General features: G+C 62.3%; 25 protein-coding genes. 13 read left to right on the forward strand and 12 right to left on the reverse strand.

Going from position 1 to position 25,027, the window contains the following annotated elements:
* Positions 1-535: 535 nt before the first annotated feature.
* The 6 genes from AC54AF_RS00635 to AC54AF_RS00660 all read right to left on the reverse strand — a co-directional run bounded on the left by AC54AF_RS00635 (position 536) and on the right by AC54AF_RS00660 (position 6,212).
* On the reverse strand, positions 536-754 hold the full coding sequence (locus tag AC54AF_RS00635) for a hypothetical protein (protein ID WP_496634560.1): 219 nt from the start codon (positions 752-754) through the stop codon (positions 536-538).
* 71 nt (positions 755-825) lie between these two features.
* Positions 826-2,505 (reverse strand): serine hydrolase domain-containing protein, encoded by a 1,680-nt coding sequence (locus tag AC54AF_RS00640; RefSeq protein WP_496634562.1) that lies wholly within the window; start codon positions 2,503-2,505, stop codon positions 826-828.
* Between the two features lie 182 nt (positions 2,506-2,687).
* Positions 2,688-4,232 carry an IS66 family transposase gene (tnpC, locus tag AC54AF_RS00645; protein WP_496634564.1) on the reverse strand — a complete coding sequence of 515 codons (1,545 nt, stop codon included), beginning with the start codon at positions 4,230-4,232 and terminating at the stop codon, positions 2,688-2,690.
* Positions 4,233-4,261: 29 nt separating this feature from the next.
* Positions 4,262-4,609 (reverse strand): IS66 family insertion sequence element accessory protein TnpB, encoded by a 348-nt coding sequence (tnpB, locus tag AC54AF_RS00650; RefSeq protein ID WP_496634566.1) that lies wholly within the window; start codon positions 4,607-4,609, stop codon positions 4,262-4,264.
* On the reverse strand, positions 4,606-4,986 hold the full coding sequence (locus AC54AF_RS00655; RefSeq protein ID WP_426075126.1) for a transposase: 381 nt from the start codon (positions 4,984-4,986) through the stop codon (positions 4,606-4,608). Before AC54AF_RS00655 ends, tnpB begins: the two co-directional genes overlap by 4 nt.
* A 308-nt stretch (positions 4,987-5,294) precedes the next feature.
* Positions 5,295-6,212 (reverse strand): LysR family transcriptional regulator, encoded by a 918-nt coding sequence (locus AC54AF_RS00660; RefSeq protein WP_496634569.1) that lies wholly within the window; start codon positions 6,210-6,212, stop codon positions 5,295-5,297.
* 119 nt (positions 6,213-6,331) lie between these two features.
* On the opposite strand from AC54AF_RS00660, the gene mdcA reads away from it, so the two are divergent.
* From mdcA to mdcH, 7 genes are all read left to right on the forward strand, one after another.
* Positions 6,332-8,002: a malonate decarboxylase subunit alpha gene (gene mdcA / locus AC54AF_RS00665; protein WP_496634571.1), complete on the forward strand. Its 1,671-nt coding sequence runs from the start codon at positions 6,332-6,334 to the stop codon at positions 8,000-8,002.
* Positions 8,002-8,883 carry a triphosphoribosyl-dephospho-CoA synthase gene (locus tag AC54AF_RS00670; protein ID WP_496634573.1) on the forward strand — a complete coding sequence of 294 codons (882 nt, stop codon included), beginning with the start codon at positions 8,002-8,004 and terminating at the stop codon, positions 8,881-8,883. The genes mdcA and AC54AF_RS00670 overlap by 1 nt, the downstream gene beginning before the upstream one ends.
* Positions 8,870-9,178, forward strand: a complete 309-nt coding sequence (locus AC54AF_RS00675) for a malonate decarboxylase subunit delta (RefSeq protein WP_496634575.1) — start codon at positions 8,870-8,872, stop codon at positions 9,176-9,178. The genes AC54AF_RS00670 and AC54AF_RS00675 overlap by 14 nt, the downstream gene beginning before the upstream one ends.
* Positions 9,175-10,029 carry a biotin-independent malonate decarboxylase subunit beta gene (locus AC54AF_RS00680; protein ID WP_496634577.1) on the forward strand — a complete coding sequence of 285 codons (855 nt, stop codon included), beginning with the start codon at positions 9,175-9,177 and terminating at the stop codon, positions 10,027-10,029. Before AC54AF_RS00675 ends, AC54AF_RS00680 begins: the two co-directional genes overlap by 4 nt.
* Positions 10,026-10,838, forward strand: coding sequence for a biotin-independent malonate decarboxylase subunit gamma (gene mdcE, locus AC54AF_RS00685; RefSeq protein ID WP_496634579.1), 813 nt, complete (start codon positions 10,026-10,028; stop codon positions 10,836-10,838). Before AC54AF_RS00680 ends, mdcE begins: the two co-directional genes overlap by 4 nt.
* 104 nt (positions 10,839-10,942) lie before the next feature.
* On the forward strand, positions 10,943-11,551 hold the full coding sequence (locus tag AC54AF_RS00690; RefSeq protein WP_496634580.1) for a malonate decarboxylase holo-ACP synthase: 609 nt from the start codon (positions 10,943-10,945) through the stop codon (positions 11,549-11,551).
* Positions 11,548-12,486 carry a malonate decarboxylase subunit epsilon gene (gene mdcH, locus AC54AF_RS00695; RefSeq protein ID WP_496634582.1) on the forward strand — a complete coding sequence of 313 codons (939 nt, stop codon included), beginning with the start codon at positions 11,548-11,550 and terminating at the stop codon, positions 12,484-12,486. Before AC54AF_RS00690 ends, mdcH begins: the two co-directional genes overlap by 4 nt.
* Here the strand turns inward: mdcH and AC54AF_RS00700 are convergent.
* Both AC54AF_RS00700 and AC54AF_RS00705 read right to left on the reverse strand, forming a co-directional pair.
* Positions 12,483-14,786 (reverse strand): TonB-dependent receptor, encoded by a 2,304-nt coding sequence (locus tag AC54AF_RS00700; protein ID WP_496634584.1) that lies wholly within the window; start codon positions 14,784-14,786, stop codon positions 12,483-12,485. The two genes, mdcH and AC54AF_RS00700, sit on opposite strands and share 4 nt — an antisense overlap.
* 279 nt (positions 14,787-15,065) lie before the next feature.
* Complete coding sequence (locus AC54AF_RS00705) at positions 15,066-16,313, reverse strand: PepSY-associated TM helix domain-containing protein (protein WP_496634586.1); 1,248 nt, start codon at positions 16,311-16,313, stop codon at positions 15,066-15,068.
* A 249-nt stretch (positions 16,314-16,562) separates the two neighbouring features.
* Between AC54AF_RS00705 and AC54AF_RS00710 the strand changes: the two genes are divergently transcribed.
* The 5 genes from AC54AF_RS00710 (at position 16,563) to AC54AF_RS00730 (ending at position 21,064) form a co-directional block, all read left to right on the forward strand.
* Complete coding sequence (locus AC54AF_RS00710) at positions 16,563-17,393, forward strand: alpha/beta fold hydrolase (RefSeq protein ID WP_496634588.1); 831 nt, start codon at positions 16,563-16,565, stop codon at positions 17,391-17,393.
* Positions 17,393-18,940, forward strand: coding sequence for a hybrid sensor histidine kinase/response regulator (locus AC54AF_RS00715; RefSeq protein ID WP_496634590.1), 1,548 nt, complete (start codon positions 17,393-17,395; stop codon positions 18,938-18,940). The genes AC54AF_RS00710 and AC54AF_RS00715 overlap by 1 nt, the downstream gene beginning before the upstream one ends.
* Before the next feature lie 448 nt (positions 18,941-19,388).
* Positions 19,389-19,691: a DUF8788 domain-containing protein gene (locus AC54AF_RS00720; RefSeq protein ID WP_496634592.1), complete on the forward strand. Its 303-nt coding sequence runs from the start codon at positions 19,389-19,391 to the stop codon at positions 19,689-19,691.
* A gap of 438 nt (positions 19,692-20,129) precedes the next feature.
* Positions 20,130-20,645, forward strand: a complete 516-nt coding sequence (locus AC54AF_RS00725) for a hypothetical protein (protein WP_496634594.1) — start codon at positions 20,130-20,132, stop codon at positions 20,643-20,645.
* A 14-nt stretch (positions 20,646-20,659) separates the two neighbouring features.
* Positions 20,660-21,064 (forward strand): hypothetical protein, encoded by a 405-nt coding sequence (locus tag AC54AF_RS00730; protein WP_496634596.1) that lies wholly within the window; start codon positions 20,660-20,662, stop codon positions 21,062-21,064.
* A gap of 57 nt (positions 21,065-21,121) precedes the next feature.
* Here AC54AF_RS00730 and AC54AF_RS00735 read toward each other — a convergent pair whose 3' ends face one another.
* The 4 genes from AC54AF_RS00735 to AC54AF_RS00750 form a co-directional block, all read right to left on the reverse strand.
* On the reverse strand, positions 21,122-22,339 hold the full coding sequence (locus AC54AF_RS00735; RefSeq protein ID WP_131686131.1) for an MFS transporter: 1,218 nt from the start codon (positions 22,337-22,339) through the stop codon (positions 21,122-21,124).
* Between the two features lie 365 nt (positions 22,340-22,704).
* Positions 22,705-23,178, reverse strand: a complete 474-nt coding sequence (locus AC54AF_RS00740) for a DUF6328 family protein (protein WP_496634598.1) — start codon at positions 23,176-23,178, stop codon at positions 22,705-22,707.
* A gap of 32 nt (positions 23,179-23,210) precedes the next feature.
* On the reverse strand, positions 23,211-23,969 hold the full coding sequence (locus AC54AF_RS00745; RefSeq protein ID WP_496634600.1) for a hypothetical protein: 759 nt from the start codon (positions 23,967-23,969) through the stop codon (positions 23,211-23,213).
* Positions 23,970-24,078: 109 nt separating this feature from the next.
* The gene (locus AC54AF_RS00750; protein ID WP_034751103.1) at positions 24,079-24,291 is read right to left on the reverse strand and encodes a hypothetical protein; all 213 of its coding nucleotides are present in this window, start codon (positions 24,289-24,291) and stop codon (positions 24,079-24,081) included.
* Positions 24,292-24,553: 262 nt separating this feature from the next.
* On the opposite strand from AC54AF_RS00750, the gene AC54AF_RS00755 reads away from it, so the two are divergent.
* Complete coding sequence (locus tag AC54AF_RS00755; protein ID WP_496634602.1) at positions 24,554-24,973, forward strand: YidB family protein; 420 nt, start codon at positions 24,554-24,556, stop codon at positions 24,971-24,973.
* The last annotated feature ends 54 nt before the right edge of the window (positions 24,974-25,027 follow it).

Here is a 25,027-nt window from a genome sequence, read left to right on the forward strand (position 1 = left end):
CATTCAAACGTTATGTAACTGCGCTAGGGCCTGCTGCAGCATAAAATCTATCGGTATTCTCCATTCAACTGCCCACATAGCATAGATTGGAGAATAGTCATGAGCATCATAGTCAAGCGTAGTACCTCATCTGATTTTACAAAACCGAGAAGCAACATGCGCGCCATTACAGTCATTGGCCGCAGTGCTTTGAAACGGATCACCATGTGGGCTTACAACCATGGATGGTTGTCATTGTCTTTAACTCAATGGATATTTGATAATTTTTCGATTCATTCTACCTAATCGATGAACAATTGTATGCCGATTTCGCTACATACCCGCGATTTTGGTGTGATCATGAATGTGGCGACGGTGGTAAGCGTTCTCCCAACACCGTCTGTACGTAGCAATTTCAATCCAAAAAGTATTACCCATTACTTTTTGGTGGGAGCTAATATGAGTGCTGTTGGCGGGCCAAAACCCCGCCAGATGTGGAAGGCGACCATTTAAGTGGTCACGATGCACGATGCACGATGAGCGTCCCTGCGCTGGTCTATACCGAAAAAAAGCGGCCTTGGTTCGTGAGACGTACGTTGCCGACGATGGCAGTTTCAACGTACGGTCCGTTGGAGCGTAAAGCAGACTGCTGAGCCGTTTGGCTTTTCGAACGGTATAGTTTAAGCTGGTCGCGTGGGTGGAAGCCGTCCCGATCGAAGCCATCGCCAGCGCCATCAATTTTGCGGTTGGCCTGACGACGATTGTCGATGTCCATTCCAATCGCCGTCAGGCCAACCGCGCGTGCTTAATGAATGCGACAATTGTCGGCTTCTGACGTGCAGTCACCTAATTCATGATCTTCCGGAACTTGACGCCGATGACGCGCACATTATCGGGAATGAATCCGGTGATTTGACCAGTGTCGTTGCGGACGAATCGCAATAGTTCGGTATCGGCTCTAAATGCATCGGCAAACAGCGGCACCATTTGTGATTCCGGGGAGCGCTCGGGCTGCGTGAACAGGGCGCCGTCCTTGACCACAATCTTCCAAGTGGTGCCGATTTCGTCGCTTACATAAGTTCCCGTAAAGTCGGCAAATTTGTCGCGATTGGCGATTACAGGCGATACCTTGATAAATTCACCAGGTTCGCCGACTTCCGTCACAAACTGCATGCGTTGGCCGTCGTCGGCGAAGCGGAGTTGGGTAGAGCTGTCCTTAAACTGGAATAGATTAATTCCAAGTGCGCTTATTTCGCTGCGGCTGCGCTCGCTTCGGACATACCAGAACTTTCCGTCCTTCTCTTCAATTCGCCGAATATTCTGGTTAAACCGTTCCACATATGTGCCGACGAACCTGTCGCTAGCGGCATGTGTGACAGGCATTGCAGGCGTAGTTGATATAGCCGTCTTGCGGGGCGTGAAGTCGAGTTGTTCGCCCAGGTACAAGTGCGTCACTTTGCGTGATAAATCGGGTGTCTCGGGATTGGTGTTATTGCATAAGACAATAACCGAAAACATCTTCTGAGGAACACGGAAGAATTCGGCGCTGTAGCCGGCAGTGTTGCCACCGTGAAATACAACGTTTTGCCCGCCAAAACGGTTCACGAACAGTCCGGCCGCATAGTCAAGTTCAGTGCCGTCATTACGCTTGCCCTTGCTCTGCAACTGATCGACCATCCATTTTCCACCCACCACCGGCTGATAGAAATTACGGTCCCACTTGGCCAAGTCGGCGACCGTGGACAGGACGCTCGACGACCCAACAAATTCCCAGTTCGTCATGAAGACGGAAGAGCCACGTTCTGGAGTGGTTTTATACGCCGTGGCCAGATGCGGCACAACGGCATCAAAATGATCTGCAATACGGGTCTGATCCATGCCAAGCGGCGCGAAGATCCTCTCTTGCGCGAATTGCGCGAATGACTTGCCGCTGATCCGTTCGACGATACGGGCTAGGAGAAAATAGTTGGTGTTGCTATACATGAAGTGACTACCGGGAGCGAAATTGAGCGCGCGCTGGCGGATAATGAGTGCCAAGGCATCGTCTTCCGATCGGTAGTCGACTTCTCGTATGCCAGTGCCCATCGTCATCAGCACCGTAAAATCACGCAAACCGCTGGTTTGATGCAGCAGATCACGTAGCGTGATTTTCTGGCCGTAGTCTGGAATCTCGGGCAATATCGTGCGCAGATCATCGTCCATGCTTAGCTTTCCATCCTTCACCAGCAGTAGTATTGCTGCTGCTGTGAACTGTTTGGACGTCGACCCGATGTCGAAGACAGTGCGCTGCGGGTCGATCGCGATCTCGTGTTCGAGGTTGGCCAATCCATAGCCGCGCATGTAGACAGTTTCGCCTTCGCGAACGACGCCCAGCGCACAACCGGGCGAACCGGGCTTTGTGTAGGCATCAAAAAGCGCATCAACTTTATTTTCTAGCGTCGTCTGATTGGCTTGCAAGTGCATGCCGGCGTTCGCTGAGCCTAGCAAAATTGAAGCAGCAATAAAACCGGAAACGGCTCTGCGCATTGTATCTTCCTAAAATGGCAAGCCCTACTTAGTGGCCGGGCTTGATGGCTACTCCATTATGCACGGGCCTGCGCCAGCAATGCGCATCCGGGCGATCATCTAAGTGATGGGCCACCACCGCCTTAAGCAGCGTGCGGACTTCTTTGATGATGGCACCACCTCGCCGGGAAGCGACATGTTGTTCAAGCAGGCTTAATCTGCTGGAGGCAATTCCAGGGCAGTAGCTCGCCAACCCGGTTGACGGGGTAGTCGGCGATATGCGTCAGCACATGGCGCAACCAAGCTTCGGGGTCGACCCCGTTCAGCTTGGCTGTACCAATCAGCGAGTAGATGGTGGCCGCACGTTCGCCGCCGCTGTCGGCGCCGGCGAACAGGTAGTTGCGCCGGCCGATGGCGATACCGCGCAACGCCCGTTCGGCGGCCGAGTTATCGATCTCGATGGCGCCGTTGTCGCAGTAGCGCGTCAGCGCCGGCCACAGGTTCAGCGCATACAGGATGGCCGCCGCCGTGTCCGACTTGCGGGACAGCTTTTCCAGAGACGTGCGTAGCCAGCGCTCCAGGTCATCGAGCAAGGGGCATGCTTCTGTCTGCCGCACTGACTTGCGCTGGTCCGGCGGTTTGCCACGGATTTCGGCTTCGATCAGATACAGCTCGGCGATGCGCCGCAGCGCTTCGGTTGTCAGCGGCGATGGCCGTGCTGCATGCAGGTCGTGGAACTTGCGCCGCGCGTGCGCCCAGCAGGCTGCCTCGTGGATATCGCCGTTTTCGTACAGCGCGTTGAAGCCGGCGTAGGCATCGGCTTGCAACACGCCCTTGAACTGGGCCAAGTGGCTTTGCGGGTGGATGCCCTTGCGATCCGGCGAGTAGGCGAACCACACCGCCGGCGGCGTGTTGTCGCCAGCTGGCCGATCATCACGCACGTAGGTCCACAGCCGCCCGGTTTTGGTTTTGCCGTTGCCAGGCGCGAGCACTGGTACTGGCGTGTCATCGGCATGCAGTTTGGCGCCAGCCAGTACGTGTTGACGGATCGCTTCGACCAGCGGGCGCAGCAGCGCACTGGCAGCGCCGACCCAGCTGGCCAGCAGAGCCCGGTCCAGCTCGACACCCTCGCGTGCGTAGATCACCGACTGCCGGTACAACGGCAGGTGATCCGCGAACTTGGCCACCAGTACGTGCGCCAGCAGGCCGGGAGCGGCGATGCCGCGCGCAATCGGCCGGCTTGGGGCAGGCGCCTGCACGATGGCGTCGCAGCAGCCGCAGGCCAGTTTCGGGCGCACGTGGCGGATCACGCGGAAGCTGGCCGGCACGAACTCGAGTTGCTCAGCCACGTCCTCGCCCAGTTGATGCAGCTTGCCGCCGCAGGACGGGCAGGCTTCATCGGGAGGCAGGTAGCGCTGTTCATCACGCGGCAGATGCTCGGGCAAAGGCTTGCGTGCCGCCCGTTTGCGCGGCGCCTGGTCTGCTGCCGGCATCTCCCGTTCGGCCTCGGCGTCGTCGGCCTGCAAGTCTTCAAGCTGCAACTCCAGTTGTTCGATCTGGTGATCGAGTTTTTCGGACTTGCGGCCGAATTGCATACGCCGCAGCTTGGCAATTTGCAGTTTCAGATGCTCGATCTCGGCGGCGCGGGTATTCAACTGCGCTTTCAAGCCCGCCACTTCGACCTCACGCGCCCACAGCAATGCCTTCAGGGCATCAATGTCGTTGGGCAGATCGGCAGGGTTGAGCATGGACCGAGTTTACGCGAGGTACGCGACGTTTACAAGGCCGCTGTCGGGCGCCAGGTGCGTTCTGGCCGACGCCAGTCTATGCCTTCGAGCAGCATCGACAGCTGTGCCTGCGTCAGTGCGACACTGCCATCGGCAGCCTGCGGCCAGACGAAGCGGCCGCGCTCAAGCCGCTTGGACAGCAGGCACAGGCCATCACCACTCCACCATAGCATCTTGAGCATGTCGCCGCGCCGCCCCCGAAACACGAACACGTGGCCGCTGAACGGGTCTTCGGCCAGCGCCGCCTGCACCTTGACGGCCAGTCCGTTCATGCCTGCACGCATATCGGTGACGCCGGCTGCCAGCCATATCCTGGTACCTGCTGGCAAGCCGATCATGGCAGCAGTCGCGCCAGCAACAGTGTCAGCGTCGCCGCGTCGACCTGGCCCTCCAGGCGCAGCTGGGCGTGGCCCACGCTGAGCACGATAACGCCGGGTACGGTGCTGGCGACCGGTGCACTTGCGGGCAAGGTGTCGAGCACTGTGACGGCCACCAGCTGGCTTGGCGCATTGCCACCGGCAAGCGCCCCGTCACCGAAACGCTTGCGCCAACTGAACAACTGATTGGTATTGATCTTGAGCTCACGGGCGATCAGCGAAACGGAGGCGCCATCGACCTGCGTACGTGCCACAGCGGCACGCTTGAATTCATCGCTGTGACGGCGATACGGCCCGCGTTTCGCCCTGGTTGTAACTGGTTGAATTATTGTGTCCATAAATAAATTTGTGGACACAATCAATTTGTGTCCCAAATTCAATCATGACATCGTGCGGTGCCCAAGGGTAGACGGCGGTGGGCCGACGCTTACCGACGGTGTCAGGTCCGGCATTCTGACACGACCTCGGCTTTAACTATACCGAATAAGTTGCTCAGTCACTGCGCGATCCTTCCGGCTGCGGGGTAGACTGCAACTGCCATGCTTGCTTCGCTTGGGGGCTAAGGTGCGCGCCTAAGTATACAGATGAAATTATTGTGAATACAGTTCCAAAACCCTTCATCAGCGATTTGACCTCGTTCAGCCACTCACTTGGCTGGCTCCCTGCGCCCATACAACCTGCACTCCGCCGCCAGCGCCAGCAAATTCGGGTCGCGCTCGCGGCTGCTGAGCATCAGCAGGGTGATCTGCTGGTGCGAGCCGTAGCGCGCGTCGAGCGGAATCAGTTCGATGCGCGAGCTGAAGGCGCGCACGCGGCCGGGCAGCAGGCTGTAGCCGATGCCGCCGCTCACCAGGTTGATCAGCGAGAAGATGTCGCCCACGCGCATGGCCGTGTCGGGCACGAAGCCGGCCAGCTCAAACGCATGGTTGAAGCTTTGCGAGGTGACGAATCCTTCGTTGAGGGTGACGAATTTGTCGTTGCGCAACTGCTGCAAGTCCACTGATGCCGCGCCCGCATAGGGCGAGGACAGCGGCGCGGCCAGGTAGATGTCGTCCTGGAACAGGGGCACGGCCACCAGCCCGGCATGCTGTTCTTCCTCCTGCACGCCGGCGATGATGGCGTCCAGTCTGCCATCAGCCAGGCTTTGCAGCAGTTCGCGGTTCGATCCCAGCGTCAGGTCGATGTCGAGACCCGGCCGGCGCAGCTTCAGGGCGATCACCAGTTGCGGGATGCAGTGCAGGGTCAATGAATACAGCGAGCCGATCTTCAGCCGCGCGGGGTTGATGCCCGACATTTCGCGCACCTTGCGCACGCCTTCCTCGCACTCGGCCAGCGCGCGCCGGGCCGATTCGGCAAAGGTATAGGCCGCATGCAGGGGGATCAGGCTGCGTCCTTCTCGCTTGAACAGGGGGCAGCGCAAGCCGTCTTCCAGCGAGTGCAGGGCGCGGTGCACGCTGACCGTGCTCTGGCCCAGCGCATCGGCCACCCGCGCCAGGTTGTTCAATTCCATAAAGCTGAGAAACACTTCCAGCTTTTTCAGGGTAATTTCTTCGTTGATGGCCATGATCACCGTGATTATCGTGAGTTCATTAACTTCAGAGTAATGAACATGTTAGCAGCTTGATTGTCGCGGCTGCGTTTTCGCTCTATCGTCTGGCTTCGATAGCTCACTTCGGAGGCAGGATGTCAACCGTCACAGACGCGCAGCCGCAGCGGAAACAATGGGACACGCGGCGCACCGAAAAGCGCCGCCGGCTCGACGCCGTGCGCCAGTACGCCAGCGGCCCCGTGCTGCAACAGCGCGACATGGTCGCCGTGCTCGAAGCCTTGCTCGCGCCGGGCGACCGCGTCGTCCTCGAAGGCAACAACCAGAAGCAGGCGGATTTCCTCGCCCGTATGCTGACCCAGGTTAACCCTGACAAGATCAATCATTTGCACCTGATCATGCCCAGCGTCAGCCTGCCCGAACACCTGGACCTGTTCGAGCGGGGCATCGCCCGCAAGCTCGATTTTTCGTTTGCCGGCACGCAAAGCCTGCGCATCGCGCAGTTCCTGCAGGATGGCTTGCTGGAAGTGGGCGCCATCCACACGTATATCGAACTGTATGCGCGCCTGTTCGTCGACCTCACGCCCAACGTCGTCATGGTGGCCGGCTACATGGCCGACCGCCACGGCAATCTATACACGGGCCCCAGCACCGAGGACACGCCCACTTTGGTCGAATCGGCCGCCTTCCGCGACGGCATCGTCATCGCGCAGGTGAACCAGATCGTCGACGACGTCAGCGACTTGCCACGCGTCGACGTGCCCGGCTCGTGGATCGATTTCGTGGTGCAGTCCGACAAACCGTTCTTCATCGAGCCGCTGTTTACCCGCGACCCGCGCGTGATCAAGCCCGTGCACGTGCTGATGGCCATGATGGCGATCCGCGGCGTGTATGAAAAACACCAGGTGCAGTCGCTCAATCACGGCATCGGCTTTAATACGGCCGCCATCGAGCTGATTTTGCCCACCTATGGCGAGCAGCTGGGCTTGAAGGGCAAGATTTGCCGCAACTGGGTGCTCAACCCCCATCCGACCCTGATACCGGCCATCGAGACGGGCTGGGTCGAGAGCGTGCACTGCTTCGGCGCGGAGCTGGGCATGGAGGGCTATGCGGCCGCGCGGCCCGACGTGTTTTTCACGGGCCGCGACGGCTCGATGCGCTCGAACCGCGCCCTGTGCCAGCTGGCGGGCCAGTATGCTGTCGACCTGTTCATCGGCGCCACCTTGCAGATGGATGGCCTGGGCAATTCGTCGACCGTGACGAATGGCCGCCTGGCCGGTTTCGGCGGCGCGCCCAACATGGGCCACGATCCGCACGGCCGGCGCCACCCGACGCCGGCCTGGCTGGACCTGATCGAGACGGACGACCCGTTGGCGCGCGGTAGAAAACTGGTGGTGCAGATGGTCGAGACGTTCCAGGACGGCGGCCAGCCGACCATCGTCGAATCGCTCGACGCCGTGGCCGTGGGGCAGGCCAGCGGCATGCCGCTGGCGCCCGTGATGATCTACGGCGACGACGTCACGCACGTGCTGACGGAGGAGGGCATCGCCTATCTGTACAAGGCCCGTTCGTTTGAGGAGCGCAAGGCCATGCTGGCGGCGGTGGCGGGCGTGACGCCCATCGGCCTGCGCCACGACCCGAAAACGACGGCCAAGCTGCGCGCCGATGGCCTGATCGCGCTGCCCGAGGATATCGGCGTGCAGCGGGGCGCGGCGAACCGCTCGCTGCTGGCGGCGAAAAGCATTGCCGACCTGGTCGAATGGTCCGACGGCCTGTATCAACCCCCCGCCAAATTCAGGAGCTGGTAATGACGACAATGATGATGACGACAGTGCCGGTGCGGCAGCGCTGCGCCGCGCTGGCGCGGCAAGTGCTGCAGGCCCTGCTCGATGAAGTGACCCTGACGCCGAAACCGGGCCTGGTCGATTTGCGCAGCCGTGGCGCCCACGCGGACTTGAACTGGGCCCTGATGTGCCATTCGGCCTGCGTGCTGGAGCCTGCGTTTCAAGCCATGGCCGACGCTGGCGCGCAGAGTGAAGATGACGACCTGCTGCGCCAGCGCATCGGCGCCATCGGCCGCGATGGCGAGGCGCGGATGCTGGCAGCCACGGGCGGCGTGAACACGCACCGTGGTGCCATCTGGGCGCTGGGCCTGCTGGTGACGGCGGCGGCGCAGCAGGACGCGCGCGGCGCATCGCTGGCGCCGCAAGCCGTGGCGGGCCGGGCCGGCGCGCTGGCCCGTTTGCACGACCGGGGCGCGCCTGGCGTCACCGGCAACAAGGGCGAGCTGGCGTGCCGCCAGTATCAGGTCGATGGCGCACGGGGCCAGGCCCGCGCCGGCTTTCCCCTTGTGACGGGAGCCGGCTTGCCCGCTTTGCACGCCTCGCGGGCGCGCGGCGACAAGGAAACGACGGCGCGCCTGAACGCCTTGCTGGCGATTGTCAGCCGGCTGGACGACACCTGCGTGCTGTCGCGAGGCGGCGAGGCGGCTTTGCTGGCGCTGCAAACGGGGGCGGCGCGGGTGCTGGCGGCCGGCGGCGCGGCCACTTCCGCCGGGTCGCAGGCGCTGCTGGCGTTGGAAGCGGTGGCGCTGGCGCGCGGCGTGTCGCCGGGCGGCGCGGCCGACCTGCTGGCGGCCACCCTGTTCCTCGATCGATTGACAGAAGGAGAATCGCATGGAAACGCGTGACTATACATTCCCGGCCGGGCCGCCGGCGTCTAGGCGCGCCCTGGCCGGCGTGGTCGGCTCGGGCGACCTGGAAGTGCTGCTGCAGCCGGGCGACGATGGCGTGACCCGCATTGTCGTGAACACGTCCGTCGACGGCAAGGGCGCCGTGTGGGATGCGCTGTTGCAGCGCGTGTTCGGCGGCGCGCCGCTGCCGGCGGCGACCATCGTCATCAACGATTGCGGCGCCACGCCGGGCGTGGTGCGCATGCGCATCGAGCAAGCCTACGAAGAATTACAAGCGGGGAGGGCGGCATGAGTACCTTGACGGAATTACTCGAGCGCGACAGCTTCATCGAACGGGGGGCGCGCAGCCGGGCCAGGGCCTTGCTGGACGCAGGCAGCATGCGCGAACTGCTCGACCCGTTCTGCGGCATCGCTTCGCCCTGGCTGCCGCAGCAGGGCGTCACGGCGCAGGCTGACGACGGCGTGGTCGTGGCTAAGGGCCTGTTCGACGGCCAGCCGACCGTGGTGCTGGCCATCGAGGGTGCCTACCAGGGCGGCAGCATGGGCGAAGTGGGCGGCGCGAAGATCGCCGGCGCGCTGGAACTGGCGGCGCGCGATAACCGCCAGGGCGTGCCGACACGGGCCGTGATCCTGTTCGAGACGGGCGGCGTGCGTCTGCAGGAAGCCAACCTGGGTCTGGCAGCGATTGCCGACATCCATGCCGCCATCGTCGATCTGCGCCGCTACCAGCCCGTGATCGGCATCACCGCCGGCACGGTCGGCTGCTATGGCGGCATGTCGATCGCGGCAGGCTTGTGCAGCTATTTTGTCGTCACGCGCGAGGCACGATTGGGCCTCAACGGCCCCGCCGTGATCGAGCAGGAAGCCGGCGTGGACGAATTCGACTCGCGCAACAAACCGTTCATCTGGAGCCTGACGGGCGGCGAACAGCGTTTTAAGAGCGGCCTGGCCGACGCCTATGTGGCAGACGACACGGCGCAGATGCGCGCCGCCGTGGCCGCATTGTTCGCACGCGGCGTGCCGGCGCAGCACCGCAGCAGCCAGGCAGACGTCTTCCTTGCCCGCCTGGCGCAAGTGGACGCCGGCCCGCAAGCCACGCCGGAAGCCGTGCGCGCCATCTACAGCAAAGGAACCGCAGCATGAACGCCATCACCGAGACGAGCCGCGGCGCCATCTGGCTGGCGGCCCTGACGAACCACACCACACCATTGGACGGCTATCCCGTTTCCGTGCGCGTGGTGGACGCGCCATTGGCGGGCGAAGCGGCGCGCTACCTGGCCGTGCTGCCCGACCCGGACAACCGTTTTGCGCGCGCCCGCACGGGCGAAATCGGCCTGGTCGAGGCATGGCAACTGGCGCGCGCCGTGCAGCAGGTGGTTCTCGACGACCGTGACTTGGCGGTGAAACGGCCCATCGTCGCCGTCATCGATGTGGCCAGCCAGGCGTATGGCCGGCGCGAAGAAGCGTACGGCATCCACCAGGCGCTGGCCGGCGCGGCGGGGGCCTATGCCGAGGCTCGGCTGGCCGGCCATCCCGTCATCGGCCTGATCGTCGGCAAGGCCATGTCGGGCGCATTTCTCGCCCACGGCTACCAGGCCAACCGCCTGATCGCGCTCGACGATCCGCAAGTGATGGTGCATGCGATGGGCAAGGCGTCGGCGGCGCGCATTACCGTGCGCACGGTGGCAGCGCTCGAAGCGCTGGCGGCGACGATTCCACCGATGGCTTATGACATCGGTAATTACGCGACCCTGGGCTTGCTGTGGCAGACCTTGACGGTGGCACGGGCCGATGCGCCGTCAAACGAGGACGTGATGCAGGTGGCGGCCAGCCTGGGGGCGGCGTTGAACGATATCCGCGCCGATCCTGAACAGGGTCTGGCTAGCCGCCTGGGCGCGCCGCATCGCCAGGCGTCGGCCAGGGTCAGGGAAGTGCTGGCGCAGCAGTGGTAACTGAAACACAAGCGATGAAAGAGCGCCGTCATGCCGGACATCTTTGAGAAAATCGCCATTCACCACGGCCTCGCGGCCTGGGTGCCGGGCGTGGTGGTGGCCTGATGCACGGTCCCCGCGCGCATGATTTGCTGTGGGCGTCCGGTCTGCCGGGAGAGAGTCCCATGCCCGCCTGGCTTGACGCGGCCTGGCTGCAAGCGGCGCCATTGGTGGTGCGGCGCGCCAGCACGGCGCCCGGGCGCATCCCCGTGGGCTTGCGCGGCCTGCTGCGCAGCGAGCGGCATGGGTTTGACATAGATGCTGCCGCCGTCGTGCGCTACGTGACGCCGGAAATGCTGGCGCACGCGCCGCTGTCTGGATTCTCCTGCGCCGCGCTCGACGCGCTGCGGCAGGTGGCGCCCCTGCTTGACGCCACGGGCTGGGCCTGGGGCCCGACGGGCGGCGTGGGTTTCGCCCTGGCCAGCGGCTTGCCCGTGCTGCGCGCCGACAGCGACCTCGATCTGGTGCTGCGCATCGCCGCGCCACCGGACGCCGCGCAGGCGGAAGCCTTGTGTGCCATCGCTGCGAGCGTCACGGCGTGCCGGCTGGACTTGCAGATCGACACGGGCCTCGGCGGCTTTGCGTATGCCGAGTGGGCGGCGTGCCGGGGCAGGGTCTTGCTGAAGACGGATCACGGCCCCGTGCTGGCGGCCACGCCATGGGAGCGTGCATGAGCGTGCTATTTACCTTCCCCGGCCAGGGCGCCCAGACTCCGGGCATGCTGCATGCGCTGCCGGACGACGCGGCTGTGGCGGCGGCTTTGGCCGAAGCGGCGGGCGTGCTGGGCCACGATCCTTTGGCGCTGGACACGGCTTGCGCGCTGGCGTCGACACGGGCCGTGCAACTGTGCTTGCTGATCGCCGGCGTGGCGATGGCGCGCTCGCTGGCGGCGCGCGGCGCGACCCCCGACATGGTGGCCGGCTTTTCCATCGGCGAGTATGCGGCTGCCGTCGTCGCCGGCGCGCTCGATTATGCGGATGCCGTGCGCCTCGTGGCGCGCCGCGGGCAATTGATGGAACAGGCGTATCCCACCGGTTACGGCATGGCGGCCATCGTCGGGCTTGATCTGGCGCAACTCGAACCGCTGCTGGCGCAAGTGCACGGCGCCGCCACGCCTGTGTACATCGCCAACCTGAACGCGCCGCGTCAGTTTGCCATTGCCGGCAGCGAGCCCGCCCTGCAAGCCGTGATGGCCCTGGCCCTGGCGCACGGCGCCAGCAAGGCCAGGCGCCTGGCCGTCAGCGTGCCATCGCATTGCCCATTGATGGAGGCTGCCGCGGGCGGCATGGCCGCCGCTTTCGAGGGCGTGGCCCTACGCCGGCCATCGCTCGTCTATCTGAGCAGCAGCGCGGCGCGCGCGCTGTTCGACCCGGCCCGCATCCGCGACAGCCTGGCTGCCAACATGGCCCAGCGCGTACAGTGGAGCAGTACCGTGCGCCTGGCGTGGGAGCGGGGCGCCCGCCTGGCGCTGGAAATGCCGCCCGGCAGCGTCCTCACGCGGCTGACGGCGCCCGACTTCACGGACGGCGTGGCCATCTGCTGCGACGGCAGCCGGGGAGACAGCCTGTTGGCGCTGGTACAGCGCGAGCGAAACGGCGCCGTGCCTTAAAGCCTGGCGCTCAAGCCAATCTGGAATCCACGGCCCGGCAAGGGCGCGATGTATTTGAGTGGGGAATTGTGCGGCCTGGCATCGTCATCGAGCAGGTTGGTGCCGCTGATGAACACGTCGATGCCTGCGAACGGCGAGTTCGGCACCTGCAGTGCGCGACTCACTTGGAAGTTCAGCATGGTGTAGCCGTCGAGCGGCACTTCCTCGCTGACGCTTTTGCCCAGATATTTCTGCTTGGCGTACCAGGTGCTGGACAGCCTGGCCTTCCACCCCATGTTTTCCCACAGCACATTTGCGCCATAGCGGTTGGTGGGCATGTTGGGCAGATACGCGCCATCGTTGTGCGCGCGCAGCTTGTCGGGATGGTCCGCCTTGTTCTTGACCAGGTCGGCAAATGCGGAGAGGTTCAGCTTGCCGTAATTGCCAAGCTGGACGACCTGGGAGGCGTCGATCTCGAATCCCTTGACCGTCGTATCGGTCTGCTTCCAATATTTCAAGGGCAGGCGATTGGCCATCTGGGCCCCAGAGTGGCCAAGGTAGAGATAGTTCTCGTACTGCATGACATAACCCGTCGCCGACATGGTAAAGCCGCGATGGCCGAACAGGGCGGTGAGTTCGGTATTCCTGGCACGCTCGGCCTTCAAGTCCTGGTTGCCTTCTTCCTGGGTCATGATCGAATAGTGGCGGTTGCTCGCATACAACTCATTGACGTCGGGTGCCCTTTCCGAGGAGGCATAGCGCAGCTTCGCACCGAAAAGCTGGCCCAGTTTGGCCGAGGCCCCCAGGCTATAGCTGTTCAGGCTGAACGATTTGTCCTCGAGTTTGGAATTGCTCGCATTGCGCGACGTCTTGAATCCGCTCTTGCGGATCTCGTGCTCCACTTTTTCATGGCGAAAGCCGGCATCGAAGGTGGCCCAGTCGAAGTCGAGGCTCTCCTTGACGAACAGTGCGCGGCTGGCCGTGCTCGCATCAGGCAGGTACAGCTGCGAGCCGCTGCCAGCGATATCCCTGGCTTTATGGCTGAGGCCAAGCAAGCCGCTCAATGGCCCTGCGCGCCGGTGTGCCAGCAGGAGCTCGGCTTGATTGGTGTCGAATTGGTAGTCATTCGCCTTGGCCGCACCGAGGCGCTCTCCCGACGCATTGCTCAAGCGGGACACGCGCAGTTGCGCGCTTTCAAGATAGGCAAGGGGATCGCGAAGATGGGCTTCCAGCGCATATTTATCCTGCTGTATCACCACGCCGACGGGCAGTCCCGCGTCATAATTCGAACCGAAAGACTTGTTTTCCATGGAAAAACCCGGCACGCCATACTCGCTATTCTTGCTATCGAGGCTGACGGCCACGTAGCCGCGATCGAAAAAGTAGGTGCTGCCGACGGCAAAGTGGGAATTGCTGGCATAGCTGTTGCCCAGAGTGCCGTGGTAATCGGGGGTCACGTCCTTGTTGATCTTGTTCTGGGTCGTCGATGGCGTACCGGGCACGTAAGCGGGGTTGGCCGGATTGACGTAGGTCTTGCGCTGCCAGACGGAGGTCGGCTGATTGGTATAGAAGGAAAAATCACCGTCCGCCCAGTCCGGATTTTCCTTCATGAACTGGTCGATAAATGGTTGCGAAGCCTTGTTGTAGACTTGCTGGATCCTCGCTTCTTTCTGGCAACTGTCGGCCAGGAAGGTATTCACGCCGCCCTTCAAGGGGAACAGCTGGCTGTTGCACACGCCGGCCTTGCTGTTGCCGGGAATGTCGTAATGCCCGATCTTCTGGAAGGACATTTGCAGATTCGTCGAGAAGTGCTGGCCATCGTTGAAGTTCATGCGCAAGCCTTGCGCATTGGCATCGTTGAAGCCCTTGCGCAGGATCAGTTCCAGGTACTTCTCCTTGGCCTCCATCTTCCTGGAAATGAGGCCGGAATCGACGTCGACGCTGCCGCCAATCGCATTGCCGCCGAAACGCACGGCGTCCGACGATTTGTTGACGGTGACGCTGCGCGCAAACAGGGGATCGAACGGGATATTGATGTCGCCGCTGAGCGCATTCATGCCGAGGATGGACTGACCATCTTCGAGGATCTGCACGCGGCTGCCGCTCAGGCTGCGAATCACCGGGGCACCCGCATTCGGACCAAAGGCGCTGCTTTGCACGCCCGAAACATGTTCGAGCATGCCGCCCAAGGTCCTGTTCTGGGCTTGCGTATTTTCGACCAGCACGACGCTGTCGATGGTTGCTGGCTTGTCTGCCCGGATGTTGATGGTCTGCAAGGTGACGTCGTCTGCCGCGTAAGCGAGCGGGGCAGTGGACAGCATGGCAGCTGCGAATACGTGAAGGCGCATGGGACTCTCTAAAAAGGCGGAAGGTGGGGCTGGTGCTGGACGCAGGCGCAGCGCGACGGTGCAAATGCAAATAACTTGCAATAATAACTTGCGCGCCTTGCTATTGCAAGTAAACTGCATTTGATGGCGCTGGCCGGGCCGGCGCACAAAAAGCGCGCAGTGCAGACAGCCGGCATGTGCCGGCTATTGGGTAGCAAAGTGTGGAAGTGCGATGGCGGCTATGCGTTGTGAAGTCGCGCGTTCAGGTGACTATCAATGGCTCTTCGCCTGCAGCCGGCGCGCACGGCGCTTTCTTTCCCAGATGACGATGCCCGTCACCGACAGCATGGCCACCATGATGCCCATGAAGGACATCAAAATGCGTCCCGGCAAGCCGAGGATGCGGCCCGAGTGCAGGGGGAATTGCAGTTGCACGAAGACGTCGGCGGCCGTGCCTTCCCATGGCTTGTGCTGGCCGATGATGCTGCCGTCCATGCCGTCGATGTACAGGTTCGACAGGCCCATGCCGGCCGCGCCGAATTCGTCGGCCGGGTCGAAGAACGAGACGTTGTAGAACGAATAATTGCCGCCATAATAAATGCCGCCGATGGGGGAGGTAATGCCGCGCTGCACGGCCTGCTTTTTGGCAATGTCTACCGCCTGTTCGAAGCCGATCACGGGCGTGATGTAGGTGCCGTAGGGTGCCGGCGTCTGCGTTTCGTACGGTCCCGGCGTGGTGGTGGAAACGAGCGACATGACGGGGTAGAACACTTCGCGGTACAGGTTCAGCGAGAACGACGTAAATGCCACGACGATGATGATGGCCCACACCCACAGGCCGCCCGCCCGGTGCAGATCGAAGTTGAGCTTGTAGCCGCCGGCCGCCCAGCGCACCACCCACGACGGTTTCCAGCGTTGCCACCAGCTGGCGGCGTCGCGGTGGCGCGGTGCCTCGTCCTGCGCGCGCGGGCGCAAACGGCGCGGCGTGGTCAGGTAGAAGGCCACCATGCTGTCGAGCAGCCAGATCAGGGCAACCGTCCCCATCAGCCAGTAACCCCAGCGGTCCGTGCCCCAGAAAGCGGGCACGTGCAGGCTGTAGTGCAGGTGGCGCAAAAATGGCATCAGGCTGCGGCGCGACAGGGAAATGGCCGTCGAATCGCGGGTGCCCGTGATCTGCGCCGTGACGGGGTCGATGTAGACGGTGTTGTAGTCGAGCACGAACGGCTGGTTCGTGGCCGGATCGGTCAATGGGCGCACCATGAAGGCGGCCGCATGGCCTTCTTCCAGGCCCAGGGTCAGGTAATTGACTTCCACGCGCGGGTCGGCGGCAGCGACTTTTTGCGCCAGCGCAAAAGGTGGCTGCAGGGGGCCGCGGCCTGGCGTGTCCATGATGTCGGCGTTGAGCCATTCATCCAGTTCATGGTCCCACGACGTCACGGCGCCCGTGAGGCCAGCAACGATGAGGAAGAGGGCGATGGTCAGGCCAGCCCAGCGGTGTATGACAGTCCAGAAAGCGCGCATGCGGTACAAACCTTCAACATAAAACCGGCTTGTTGCCGCCAGCAGGCGCCATGGCGGCGCACAGGAAGAGCCAAATATGGGCCTGGTACAGGCCTGACATTTTTGATAATGGGAATCGTTCTCATTATCTGCTGTGGGCGGACGTTTGTCCAGCGCCAATGGTGTTGCCCAGGGGCAAATCACGCATGCTAAGATGCTGGCAAGAAGTTAATTTACATTCCGCATGGAAATATTCAGGGTTGAGGCGGCATGCGCATAGAAGATCGGAACAATATCCGCGTGAACGAACGCTGTGGTGCGCCACAGGCGGGCGCGGCAGCCACCATGGTGTTCATGCATGGCTTTGGCTGCGACCAGACCATGTGGCGCTACCTGGAGCCGCTGTTTCGTCCGCACTACCGCACCGTGCTGTTCGACCTGGTCGGCAGCGGCGCTTCGGACCTCAGTGCCTATGATGTCGATAGCTATGCGCGGCTCGACGCGCATGGCGCCGATTTGCGGCAAGTTATCCATGCCGCCGGCGGCGGCCCTGTCATTTGCATCGCTCATTCCGTCAGCGCCATGAGCGCCTTGCTGGCGACCATTGCCGAGCCGGAGCTGTTTGCCGCGCAAGCCATGCTGGCGCCGTCGCCGTGTTATATCGATGACGAGGCGGCCGGCTACCGGGGCGGCTTCAGCCGTGCCGACATCGACGACTTGCTGAGTGCCATGGACAGCAATTACCTGGGCTGGTCCGCCAGCATGGCGCCCGCCATCATGGGCGCGCCCGGGCAACCGGCGCTGGGCGACGACCTGGCCAGCAGCTTTTGCCGCACGGACCCCGCCATCGCCCGGCATTTCGCGCAAGCCACGTTTCTGTCCGACCACCGCGCCGTCTTGCCGCACAACCGCACACCGGCCCTGATCGTGCAATGCAGCGACGACTTCATCGCGCCGCCGTCCGTGGGCGAGTATTTGCGCGACATGCTGCCGCACAGCAGCCTGCACGTGGTCGAGAACGTGGGCCATTGCCCGCACATGAGCGCGCCCGATGCCAGCTACCGCGCCATCCGCCACTTTCTCGACGGCTTGCATCTGTAATGCGCGACATGCTGCCTTCCTTGCCTGACGCCAATACCTTGTTCCAGCATGCGGCCTGCGGCTTGCTGCTGTGCACGGCCGACGGCACCATCGTGCAGGCGAACGCCACCTTTTGCGGCTGGCTCGGCTATGGAGCCGCGGAGTTGATCGGCAATAAGAAATTGCAGGACTTGCTGACCATCGGCGGGCGCGTGTTCCACCAGACGCACTGGCTGCCGCTGATGCAGGTGCAGGGCAGCGTGTCGGAAATATTGCTCGACATGCGCCAGCGCCAGGGGCAAGCGATTCCCATGCTGTTCAATGCCGTGCGGCGCGAACATGACGGCGTGCGCTACGACGAGATTGCCGCCTTTGTCGCCAGCGACCGGCGCAAATACGAGCAGCAACTGCAGCTGGCGCGCAAGGAGGCCGGCGCGCTCAACGAGCAGCTGGCGGCCGCCGACCGGCGCAAGGACGAGTTCCTGGCCACCCTGGCGCACGAGCTGCGCAACCCGCTGGCGCCGATGCGCAATGTGCTGGAAGTGTTGCGCCTGGCGCAGCTGGACGACCCGCAGCTGCGCTGGGCGCGCGACGTGCTGGGCCGGCAAGTGGGCCACATGACGCACCTGGTCGACGACTTGACGGAAGTGTCGCGCATCACGCGCGGCCGCCTGGAATTGCGCCGCGCCAGCGTGGAACTGGCGCCCGTGGTGGAAGCGGCCCTGCACAGCGTGGCGGAGCTGGCCGCGCAAGCGGGTCACCAGGTGGTCGTGGAGCAATGGCCGCAGCCCATCTGGCTCGACGCCGACGCCACGCGCCTGGGACAGATGATCGCCAACCTGCTGACCAACGCCGTCAAGTACACGCCGGCCAGCGGCGTCATCGTGCTGGAAGTGGCCTGCACGCAAGACGAAGTGCACATTACCGTGCGCGATTCGGGTATCGGCATCGCGCCCGAGCACCTGGACAAGGTATTCGACCTGTTTTCGCAGCTGGAACCGGCCCTGTCGCGGGCCCAGGGCGGCCTGGGCATCGGCCTGTCGCTGGTGCGTGGCCTGGCCGAGTTGCATGGCGGCAGCATCAGCGCGCACAGCGACGGCGTGGGGCAGGGCAGCACCTTTGCGCTGCGCCTGCCGCTGCCGGCCGTGCCTTTGGAGGCGCCGGCCGAGCCCAACCGCCGCCTGCTGGCCGGCACGCGCGAAGGCAAGGTGCTGGTGATCGATGACAGCGCCGACGCGGCCGAAAGCCTGGCGCTGGCGCTCGACATCCTCGGCTACGACGTGCGCACGGCCTACGATGGCCCGGCCGGCATGGCGGCAGCGCACACTTTCATGCCACGCGTGATTCTGCTCGACATCGGCTTGCCGCACATGAACGGCTACGAGGTGGCACGGCTGTTGCGCAGCGAACCCTGCGGCAAGGATGCCATCCTCGTGGCCGTCACGGGCTGGGGCCAGGACAAGGATCGCCAGATGGCGTCCGGTGCGGGTTTTGATTTGCACCTGACCAAGCCCGTGGACTTTTATGAGCTCGATGCGGTGCTGCAAAAAATGCTGCAAACGCGCTGAGTTGCCGTAGGGTCATTCGCTCCCCCATGCGGCACCCGTTGCCTGCGCCTCGTTTCACTCCTCCCATCATCTTTTTCCGTCGGTATACCGATATTGTTTGCGGTAAATCAAACACGGAATACCGATATTCAATATATAAGAAATTTCATCTAAAAATCAAATGTTATTAATGGATAGATTCTAAATAATATAAGAAATAATTTGACTTGAAAAATAATTAAAATATCCTCTCATCGTGGTTGCGGTAATGAGGATCGAGAAAGTCTTATTGATCACCGTGTGCATGGTGTTATTGATAGATTTTGTGATCTATTGATGTATTCTGTGTATTTTTAATTGATACATTTCGCGTATTTTTATGTGCCAGTGATAGGTTCCGATTGCGCCGAAAGTGCTGCCGGCAATTTGACTGGGTCTTCATTATTTCATCGCACAAAGGATAGTTGTAATGTTTAATTCCATTCCAAAGAGGGGTAAAACCATGGCAACAATTAATGTACTGGTAGCGGTCAATGTTGGTCAGGCAGTGGCACAAAGCAATCTGAGCAGGTATGTCTTCATGGTCGACACGACCGGCTACTCGTGCAACGGCAACGAAGGTGGCAATGAACTGGTGACAACGTGCAAGAACGGCGACACCATCGTCTGGAACGTCGAATCGCTGGATCCGGCCGAGCAGGTTTCCATTCACAGCTTCGGCGGCACTGCCATCAGTAACGGCATGGTCAATCCGGCGCCTTACCCGCAATAGGACAACACCGTATGGGGCGGCCGCGTGAATGCCAAAGGCAGCAATGTGCAATATACGATGACCTTGTTGCTGGCGGGTAATACGCTGCTGACCTTCGATCCGTTCATCGTGGCGTCGAATCCGCAATAAGCGATGTGATGGTCATGTTCGGCATGCCGCGCGCGTGGCCTGTTTTGATGTTTCTTTAAAATAATAACTTCCCGACAAACCTTGGGTTTATATTTCTAATTGGTTTATTGTTTCCCTTGTTTTGATTGAATGCTGCGCTGCGCGGCAATATTATCTGTTTCCCTCTCTTCCATCTCGAAGCGTGCCCCCATTCTTTCAGTCCTTATCCCCTGCGCGGGCTGTTTACTGTCTGTCGTATAATATGCCCGCAACAACCATCCTTTCAGGTGCCGGGCACCGTGTATAGCTACGCGCTTGCGAAGAATAACAATGGAACAATTGATGGAACTTGAGCTGGAATGCTTCCGGCTGCGCCATGGCGACGGCCGGGCGGACCGCTGCGTGGACTGGGCCGTGGAACGCTTGCGCCTGGATCAGGAGGGCGACGACTTGAATATCGTGCTGCTGGCCAGTGCCCGCGGTGTCGACGAGGTGCTGCCGCTGGCCGAAGCCATCATCGAACGCTACCGTGGCGACGCGCGCCTGGAGGAGCAATTCCTCGCCGGCAAATACATCGTCGCACTGCGCGCCGCCTACCTGGCAGGCCGCGAAAGCGTGTCGTCGCTTGACGCCATCTTTACCCGCTTGTACCCGGCGCTCGATTACCCGGACTGGCTGGTCATGCTGAGCCGCAATTGCGAGTATGCGATCGACGTGGCCGATTTTGCGCAGCCGTTCGAGCGGGAGTTCGACTACATCGCCCGTTTGTGGGCCGAGGCGGGCAGTGCCGCCGATTTTGAAAAACTATATTCCCGCGTGACGTCGAACGGGCACGACGTGAGCTGATGCCTGGATGCACTATGAAGAAGATCGATATCTTTGTCTGTTCCGACGCCGAGATGCGCGCATGTGCCAGCTGGGAAGAGGCCTTCGATGCGTTTCCCGTTACCGGCATCACCTTGCCAGGGGAACTGGACTTTGCGTCGCTGGGGCAATTGCTGACCACGTCGTCAGAACCTGCGCTGCGGCCCCTGCGGATCGAGGGGCGCGACATTTACGTATTTAATGATGCGCTTGCGCAAGCGACCGGCCGGATGGCCGATGACGACCTGCTGGAGCTTGCCGTGGCATGGTCCAAAACGGCGCCGTGGGCTGACCTGGATGTCCAGCCATTCGACCTGGCCGGATTTCTCATGGAATTGAAAGCGAACTGGCATCGGTCTGCCACGCCGGACAAGGCGCTGTTTGCGTGGGTGGACGGCTAGGGCCGCCGGACGCTGATGCGCGGCGCCCGCAGGGGGGTGGCCGCTCATTTCACACCATCAAGCCGGCTGCGCGCCGCCCACATTGCGGCTGCGGTTTTCCACCAGCACGGAAATGCCGAGCACGACGATGCCGCCGCAGGCCAGCATGGCGCCCACCCAGCCGGTCGAGCGCAAGCCCATGCCCATGGCGATGGCGATGCCGCCGGCCCAGGCGCCCAGGGCGTTGGCGATGTTGAAGGCGGAGTGGTTGAGGGCGGCGGCCACGGTTTGCGCGTCGCCGGCCACGTCCATCAGACGCGTCTGCACGGCCGGGGCGACGGCGATGCCGGCGCCAATGGCGAACAGGTTGATCGCCGTCAGCCAGACATTGCTGCTGGTATAAGTAAACGCGGCCAGGGCGGCCACGTTCCACAGCAGCACGCCGAAGATGGTCCACAGGCGCGAGCGGTCGGCCAGCCAGCCGCCGATCAGATTCCCCACCGTCATGCCGATACCGATAATGGCCAGCAAGATCGAGATGACCAGCGGAGAGACTTTCGTGATTTCCAGCAAGGTTGGCGTGATGAAGGTGTAGACGGCGAACATGCCGCCGAAGCCGATTGCCACCATCAGCAGGGTCAGCCACACTTGCAGGCGGCGGAAGACGCCCAGTTCGCGGCGCGGGCTCGAATCGCCGGCAGCGACCATGGGCACGAAGATGCGCACCATCAGCATGGTCAATAAGCCCAGCGCGGCGACCAGCAGGAAGGCCGAGCGCCAGCCCAGGGTCTGGCCGATATACGTGGCCAGCGGCACACCGAAGATATTCGCCACGGTCAAGCCCATCAGGACACGCGCCACGGCTTGTCCCCGCTTGTCCGGTTCGGCCAGGGCGGCCGCCACCAGGGCGGCCACGCCAAAATACGCGCCGTGCGGGATGCCGGCCACGAAGCGTGCCACCACCAGCAAGCCATAATTGGGCGCGATGGCGCTGAGCAAGTTGCCGCCAGCAAACATCAGCATCAGACAGATCAGCATCAGCCGGCGCGGCATGCGCGCCAGAAAGATCGTGATCAGGGGCGCGCCGACGACTACGCCCAGCGCGTAGGCGCTGATCATGTGGCTCATCTGCGGCAAGGTCGTGCCCAGGTCGTCGGCTACCACGGGCAGGATGCTCATGGAGGCGAATTCGCCCGTGCCGATGGCGAGGCCGCCGAGGGCCAGGGCCAGGTCGGCATAGCCAGCGCCAAAAGGCGCGGTGACGCGCGGAATCAGGGGATCTACGGATGCGTGCATGTTCTTGTTAGTTGGGTAAGGAATGACAGGGTGAAGAGGCGTGCTGTGGCTCAGCCGCAGTGGCAGCAATGCGCTGCCGGATGCGAAGTGGAAAAAGGCAAGGCGGAGTAGCAGCCCCGGCATTTCGGGCCAGAAGAGCTGCCCACAATCAACATTGTAAGAGATTCGGGCAAGTTCTGCCGGGAGGCGGCCAAAATATGCTGCACCGCACATGACAGCGCTTGCGCTATTTGTTAACGATAACACGGAATGCGCCGGATACCACCGCGGGCAATCGGGGAATGCGCGGCTGTGGCGGAATTGGTCCTTGCCTGCCGTTCAATATCCGCCCGGAAGCGAGCGCGCCGCTGGCGCGTACAGCCGGCCTAGATTTTCCTGGCGTGCTTCAAGTGCAAGGGCAGCCACCACCACATGCAAATGATGAGTGAACCCATCAGCGTGCAGGCGATGATGCCGGCGATGTGGCCGAACACTTCCGACATCACCAGATTGGTGCCGAGGATGAACGCCAGTGCCAGCGCCCCCGCCCCCGCCATCATGATGCGGTCGGCCACGCGCTTGAAACGTTCGCGGTCTTGCAAGGGGCGCATCACGCGGTGCTGGATGGCTGGCGCGCTGAGCAGCACCAGGCTGGTCATGGAAAGGAAAAATGTCAGCAGGAAGACGATTTTTTCCGCCTGCACGATTTTCGCGAAGCCGCCATTGAAGGGCAGGATGATGAGGAAGGCCGTCAGCATCTGCGCGCCCGGCAAGAGGATGCGCAATTCGCTGAGCAGGTCGGACAAGTCGCCTGCGTCGCCTTGCTGATCATTTTCATCCTGGTGTGGCGCTGGTGGCATGGGACTGTCCTCGTGATGGTGATGGGGCAAGTCTACCCGGCAGTGCCTTGCCTGACTGTGGGCGGGCGCACCTTCAGAAGCATTGCATGCGGCGCCCGGGCAGGCGCGCGGCATATTCGCGCAGCCGCCACAGGGGCGTTGAAACGATGGCCGTGGCGCTGTGCGAGGCGTCGTGGCCGCAATGGCCGCAGCTGTGGCGCCGGTGCGAAGCTGTCCAGGTCCAGGTGCGGGTGGCCGCAGCGGGTGCAGTCGCTGCAGTCCAGCGGCGCGCCGGCCTGCAGTGCGGCGGCGAATGCCTGCGCGGCGGGCGGCGTGATATTCAGTTGCACTATGTCGGGAGGAAACAGGCCGGGCAGGGCACGGCAGTCGATGGCCAGCGCGGCCGCGTCGCGCGCCAGCAGGGCGCCGCTGGCGCTGGCGCGGGCGCGCAGTTGCAGCAAGCCATCCGTGCCCAGGCGCAAGGTGGCGGCGTGGAACTGCATGGGGTCGAACCGCTCCGGATACAGCATATAGCCCATGCGGCTGGCGTGCTGGCGGCAACGCATCTGCCGCGTCGCTTGCCAGCCGGCCAGGTCGGCGTGCGTGCCCCAGTAGCGCTGGTGCGTGCGGCACCAGTGGCGCGCCGCGCCATTGCGAAATTTTCCAGCGGGCAGCAGATCGCACAGGACGATGGCGTCTGTGCCTGCACCGGCGCGAAAGTGGCCCGTGATGTGGGAGCTGGTGACGGCAAGATGGCCCATGCTCGCTTGCAAGGGCCAGCAGATGCCGGGCAGGGTCAGTGCAGTGGCCAACGGCGCCTCCGTGCGGCTATCGGCTTGCCAGCCGATAGTGGGCCGGCATGAAAAAGCCCGCCGATTGGGGCGGGCTGTGCTGACGCGGAGGCCAGGGGCATGGCCCGGTCTATTCTTCCGTATCGGCCAGTGTGACGATGGCGCGCGCCCACTTCGAGTATTTCAGGTTCGCCAGGTCGCGCACGGTCTTGATATTGAATGCCTGCTTGAGCAGCTCCGCGTCTTTCTCGCTGACGCCTTGCAGCGCATCGACGGGGGCATCAGCGATTTCCTTGAACGTCTTTTTTTCGTAAGCCTTGTCTACCGCTTTATTGATGTTCATATGTTGATACTCCTCAGTAAGTAGGAAAATTAATTCTACACGTTTTTGTGAAGCGTCAATTTGCGCTTGCAAGTTGTGCCGAACTAAATATGATGGAGGTGGGCACAGCTACGGCCGGGTCTGTTTTTGAGTCGCTCGTTAAATTGCAAATATGGCATTCAAATTATATATAGTATAATTGTTGTGTGTGTCGGCGACTTTGCGCCGACCTTACCGGACGCCGCTGTACGCGGCACTAATTGACAGCGTTCAGGAGAATACGATGAGTTTGCTAGACCAACTTGCAGGACAGGCGATGAGCGCTTTGGGCAACAAGGGTGCGGATGGGGACGCGCCATCGGGATTGATGGCCAGTGTGATGGACCTGGTCAACCAGCATGGCGGCTTGCCCGGCCTGCTGCAGAAATTCCAGGAAAGCGGCCTGGGCGACCAGGTGGCCAGCTGGATCGGCACCGGCGCCAATGCACCCGTATCCGGCGACCAGATCAAGGATGCGCTGGGCGCCGACACGATCACCCAGATCGCTGAAAAAGCGGGCGTCGCACCGGACGCGGCCTCGGGCGGCCTGGCAGCCTTGCTGCCGCAGCTGATCGACAAGCTGACGCCGAATGGTCAGGTACCGGAAGGCAATGACCTCGTCAGCCAGGGTTTGAATATGCTCAAGGGCAAGATCTTCGGTTGATACGTCGATGCCGCAACAAACAACCTCGCAGCGATGCGAGGTTTTTTATGTGCA

The sequence above is a fragment of the Janthinobacterium sp. JF4 genome, from assembly GCF_059617925.1.

Bases quoted from the DNA above. Each gene is read 5' to 3' on its own strand.
- AC54AF_RS00690 (WP_496634580.1), top strand. From the start codon at position 10,943: ATGCACGGTCCCCGCGCGCATGATTTGCTGTGGGCGTCCGGTCTGCCG.
- AC54AF_RS00655 (WP_426075126.1), bottom strand. From the start codon at position 4,986: ATGGACACAATAATTCAACCAGTTACAACCAGGGCGAAACGCGGGCCG.
- AC54AF_RS00735 (WP_131686131.1), bottom strand. From the start codon at position 22,339: ATGCACGCATCCGTAGATCCCCTGATTCCGCGCGTCACCGCGCCTTTT.
- mdcA (WP_496634571.1), top strand. From the start codon at position 6,332: ATGTCAACCGTCACAGACGCGCAGCCGCAGCGGAAACAATGGGACACG.
- mdcH (WP_496634582.1), top strand. From the start codon at position 11,548: ATGAGCGTGCTATTTACCTTCCCCGGCCAGGGCGCCCAGACTCCGGGC.
- tnpB (WP_496634566.1), bottom strand. From the start codon at position 4,609: ATGATCGGCTTGCCAGCAGGTACCAGGATATGGCTGGCAGCCGGCGTC.
- AC54AF_RS00740 (WP_496634598.1), bottom strand. From the start codon at position 23,178: ATGCCACCAGCGCCACACCAGGATGAAAATGATCAGCAAGGCGACGCA.
- AC54AF_RS00715 (WP_496634590.1), top strand. From the start codon at position 17,393: ATGCGCGACATGCTGCCTTCCTTGCCTGACGCCAATACCTTGTTCCAG.
- AC54AF_RS00750 (WP_034751103.1), bottom strand. From the start codon at position 24,291: ATGAACATCAATAAAGCGGTAGACAAGGCTTACGAAAAAAAGACGTTC.
- AC54AF_RS00720 (WP_496634592.1), top strand. From the start codon at position 19,389: ATGTTTAATTCCATTCCAAAGAGGGGTAAAACCATGGCAACAATTAAT.
- AC54AF_RS00725 (WP_496634594.1), top strand. From the start codon at position 20,130: ATGGAACAATTGATGGAACTTGAGCTGGAATGCTTCCGGCTGCGCCAT.
- AC54AF_RS00680 (WP_496634577.1), top strand. From the start codon at position 9,175: ATGAGTACCTTGACGGAATTACTCGAGCGCGACAGCTTCATCGAACGG.
- AC54AF_RS00670 (WP_496634573.1), top strand. From the start codon at position 8,002: ATGACGACAATGATGATGACGACAGTGCCGGTGCGGCAGCGCTGCGCC.
- AC54AF_RS00730 (WP_496634596.1), top strand. From the start codon at position 20,660: ATGAAGAAGATCGATATCTTTGTCTGTTCCGACGCCGAGATGCGCGCA.
- AC54AF_RS00640 (WP_496634562.1), bottom strand. From the start codon at position 2,505: ATGCGCAGAGCCGTTTCCGGTTTTATTGCTGCTTCAATTTTGCTAGGC.
- AC54AF_RS00705 (WP_496634586.1), bottom strand. From the start codon at position 16,313: ATGCGCGCTTTCTGGACTGTCATACACCGCTGGGCTGGCCTGACCATC.
- AC54AF_RS00675 (WP_496634575.1), top strand. From the start codon at position 8,870: ATGGAAACGCGTGACTATACATTCCCGGCCGGGCCGCCGGCGTCTAGG.
- AC54AF_RS00710 (WP_496634588.1), top strand. From the start codon at position 16,563: ATGCGCATAGAAGATCGGAACAATATCCGCGTGAACGAACGCTGTGGT.
- AC54AF_RS00755 (WP_496634602.1), top strand. From the start codon at position 24,554: ATGAGTTTGCTAGACCAACTTGCAGGACAGGCGATGAGCGCTTTGGGC.
- mdcE (WP_496634579.1), top strand. From the start codon at position 10,026: ATGAACGCCATCACCGAGACGAGCCGCGGCGCCATCTGGCTGGCGGCC.
- AC54AF_RS00700 (WP_496634584.1), bottom strand. From the start codon at position 14,786: ATGCTGTCCACTGCCCCGCTCGCTTACGCGGCAGACGACGTCACCTTG.
- AC54AF_RS00635 (WP_496634560.1), bottom strand. From the start codon at position 754: ATGGACATCGACAATCGTCGTCAGGCCAACCGCAAAATTGATGGCGCT.
- tnpC (WP_496634564.1), bottom strand. From the start codon at position 4,232: ATGCTCAACCCTGCCGATCTGCCCAACGACATTGATGCCCTGAAGGCA.
- AC54AF_RS00660 (WP_496634569.1), bottom strand. From the start codon at position 6,212: ATGGCCATCAACGAAGAAATTACCCTGAAAAAGCTGGAAGTGTTTCTC.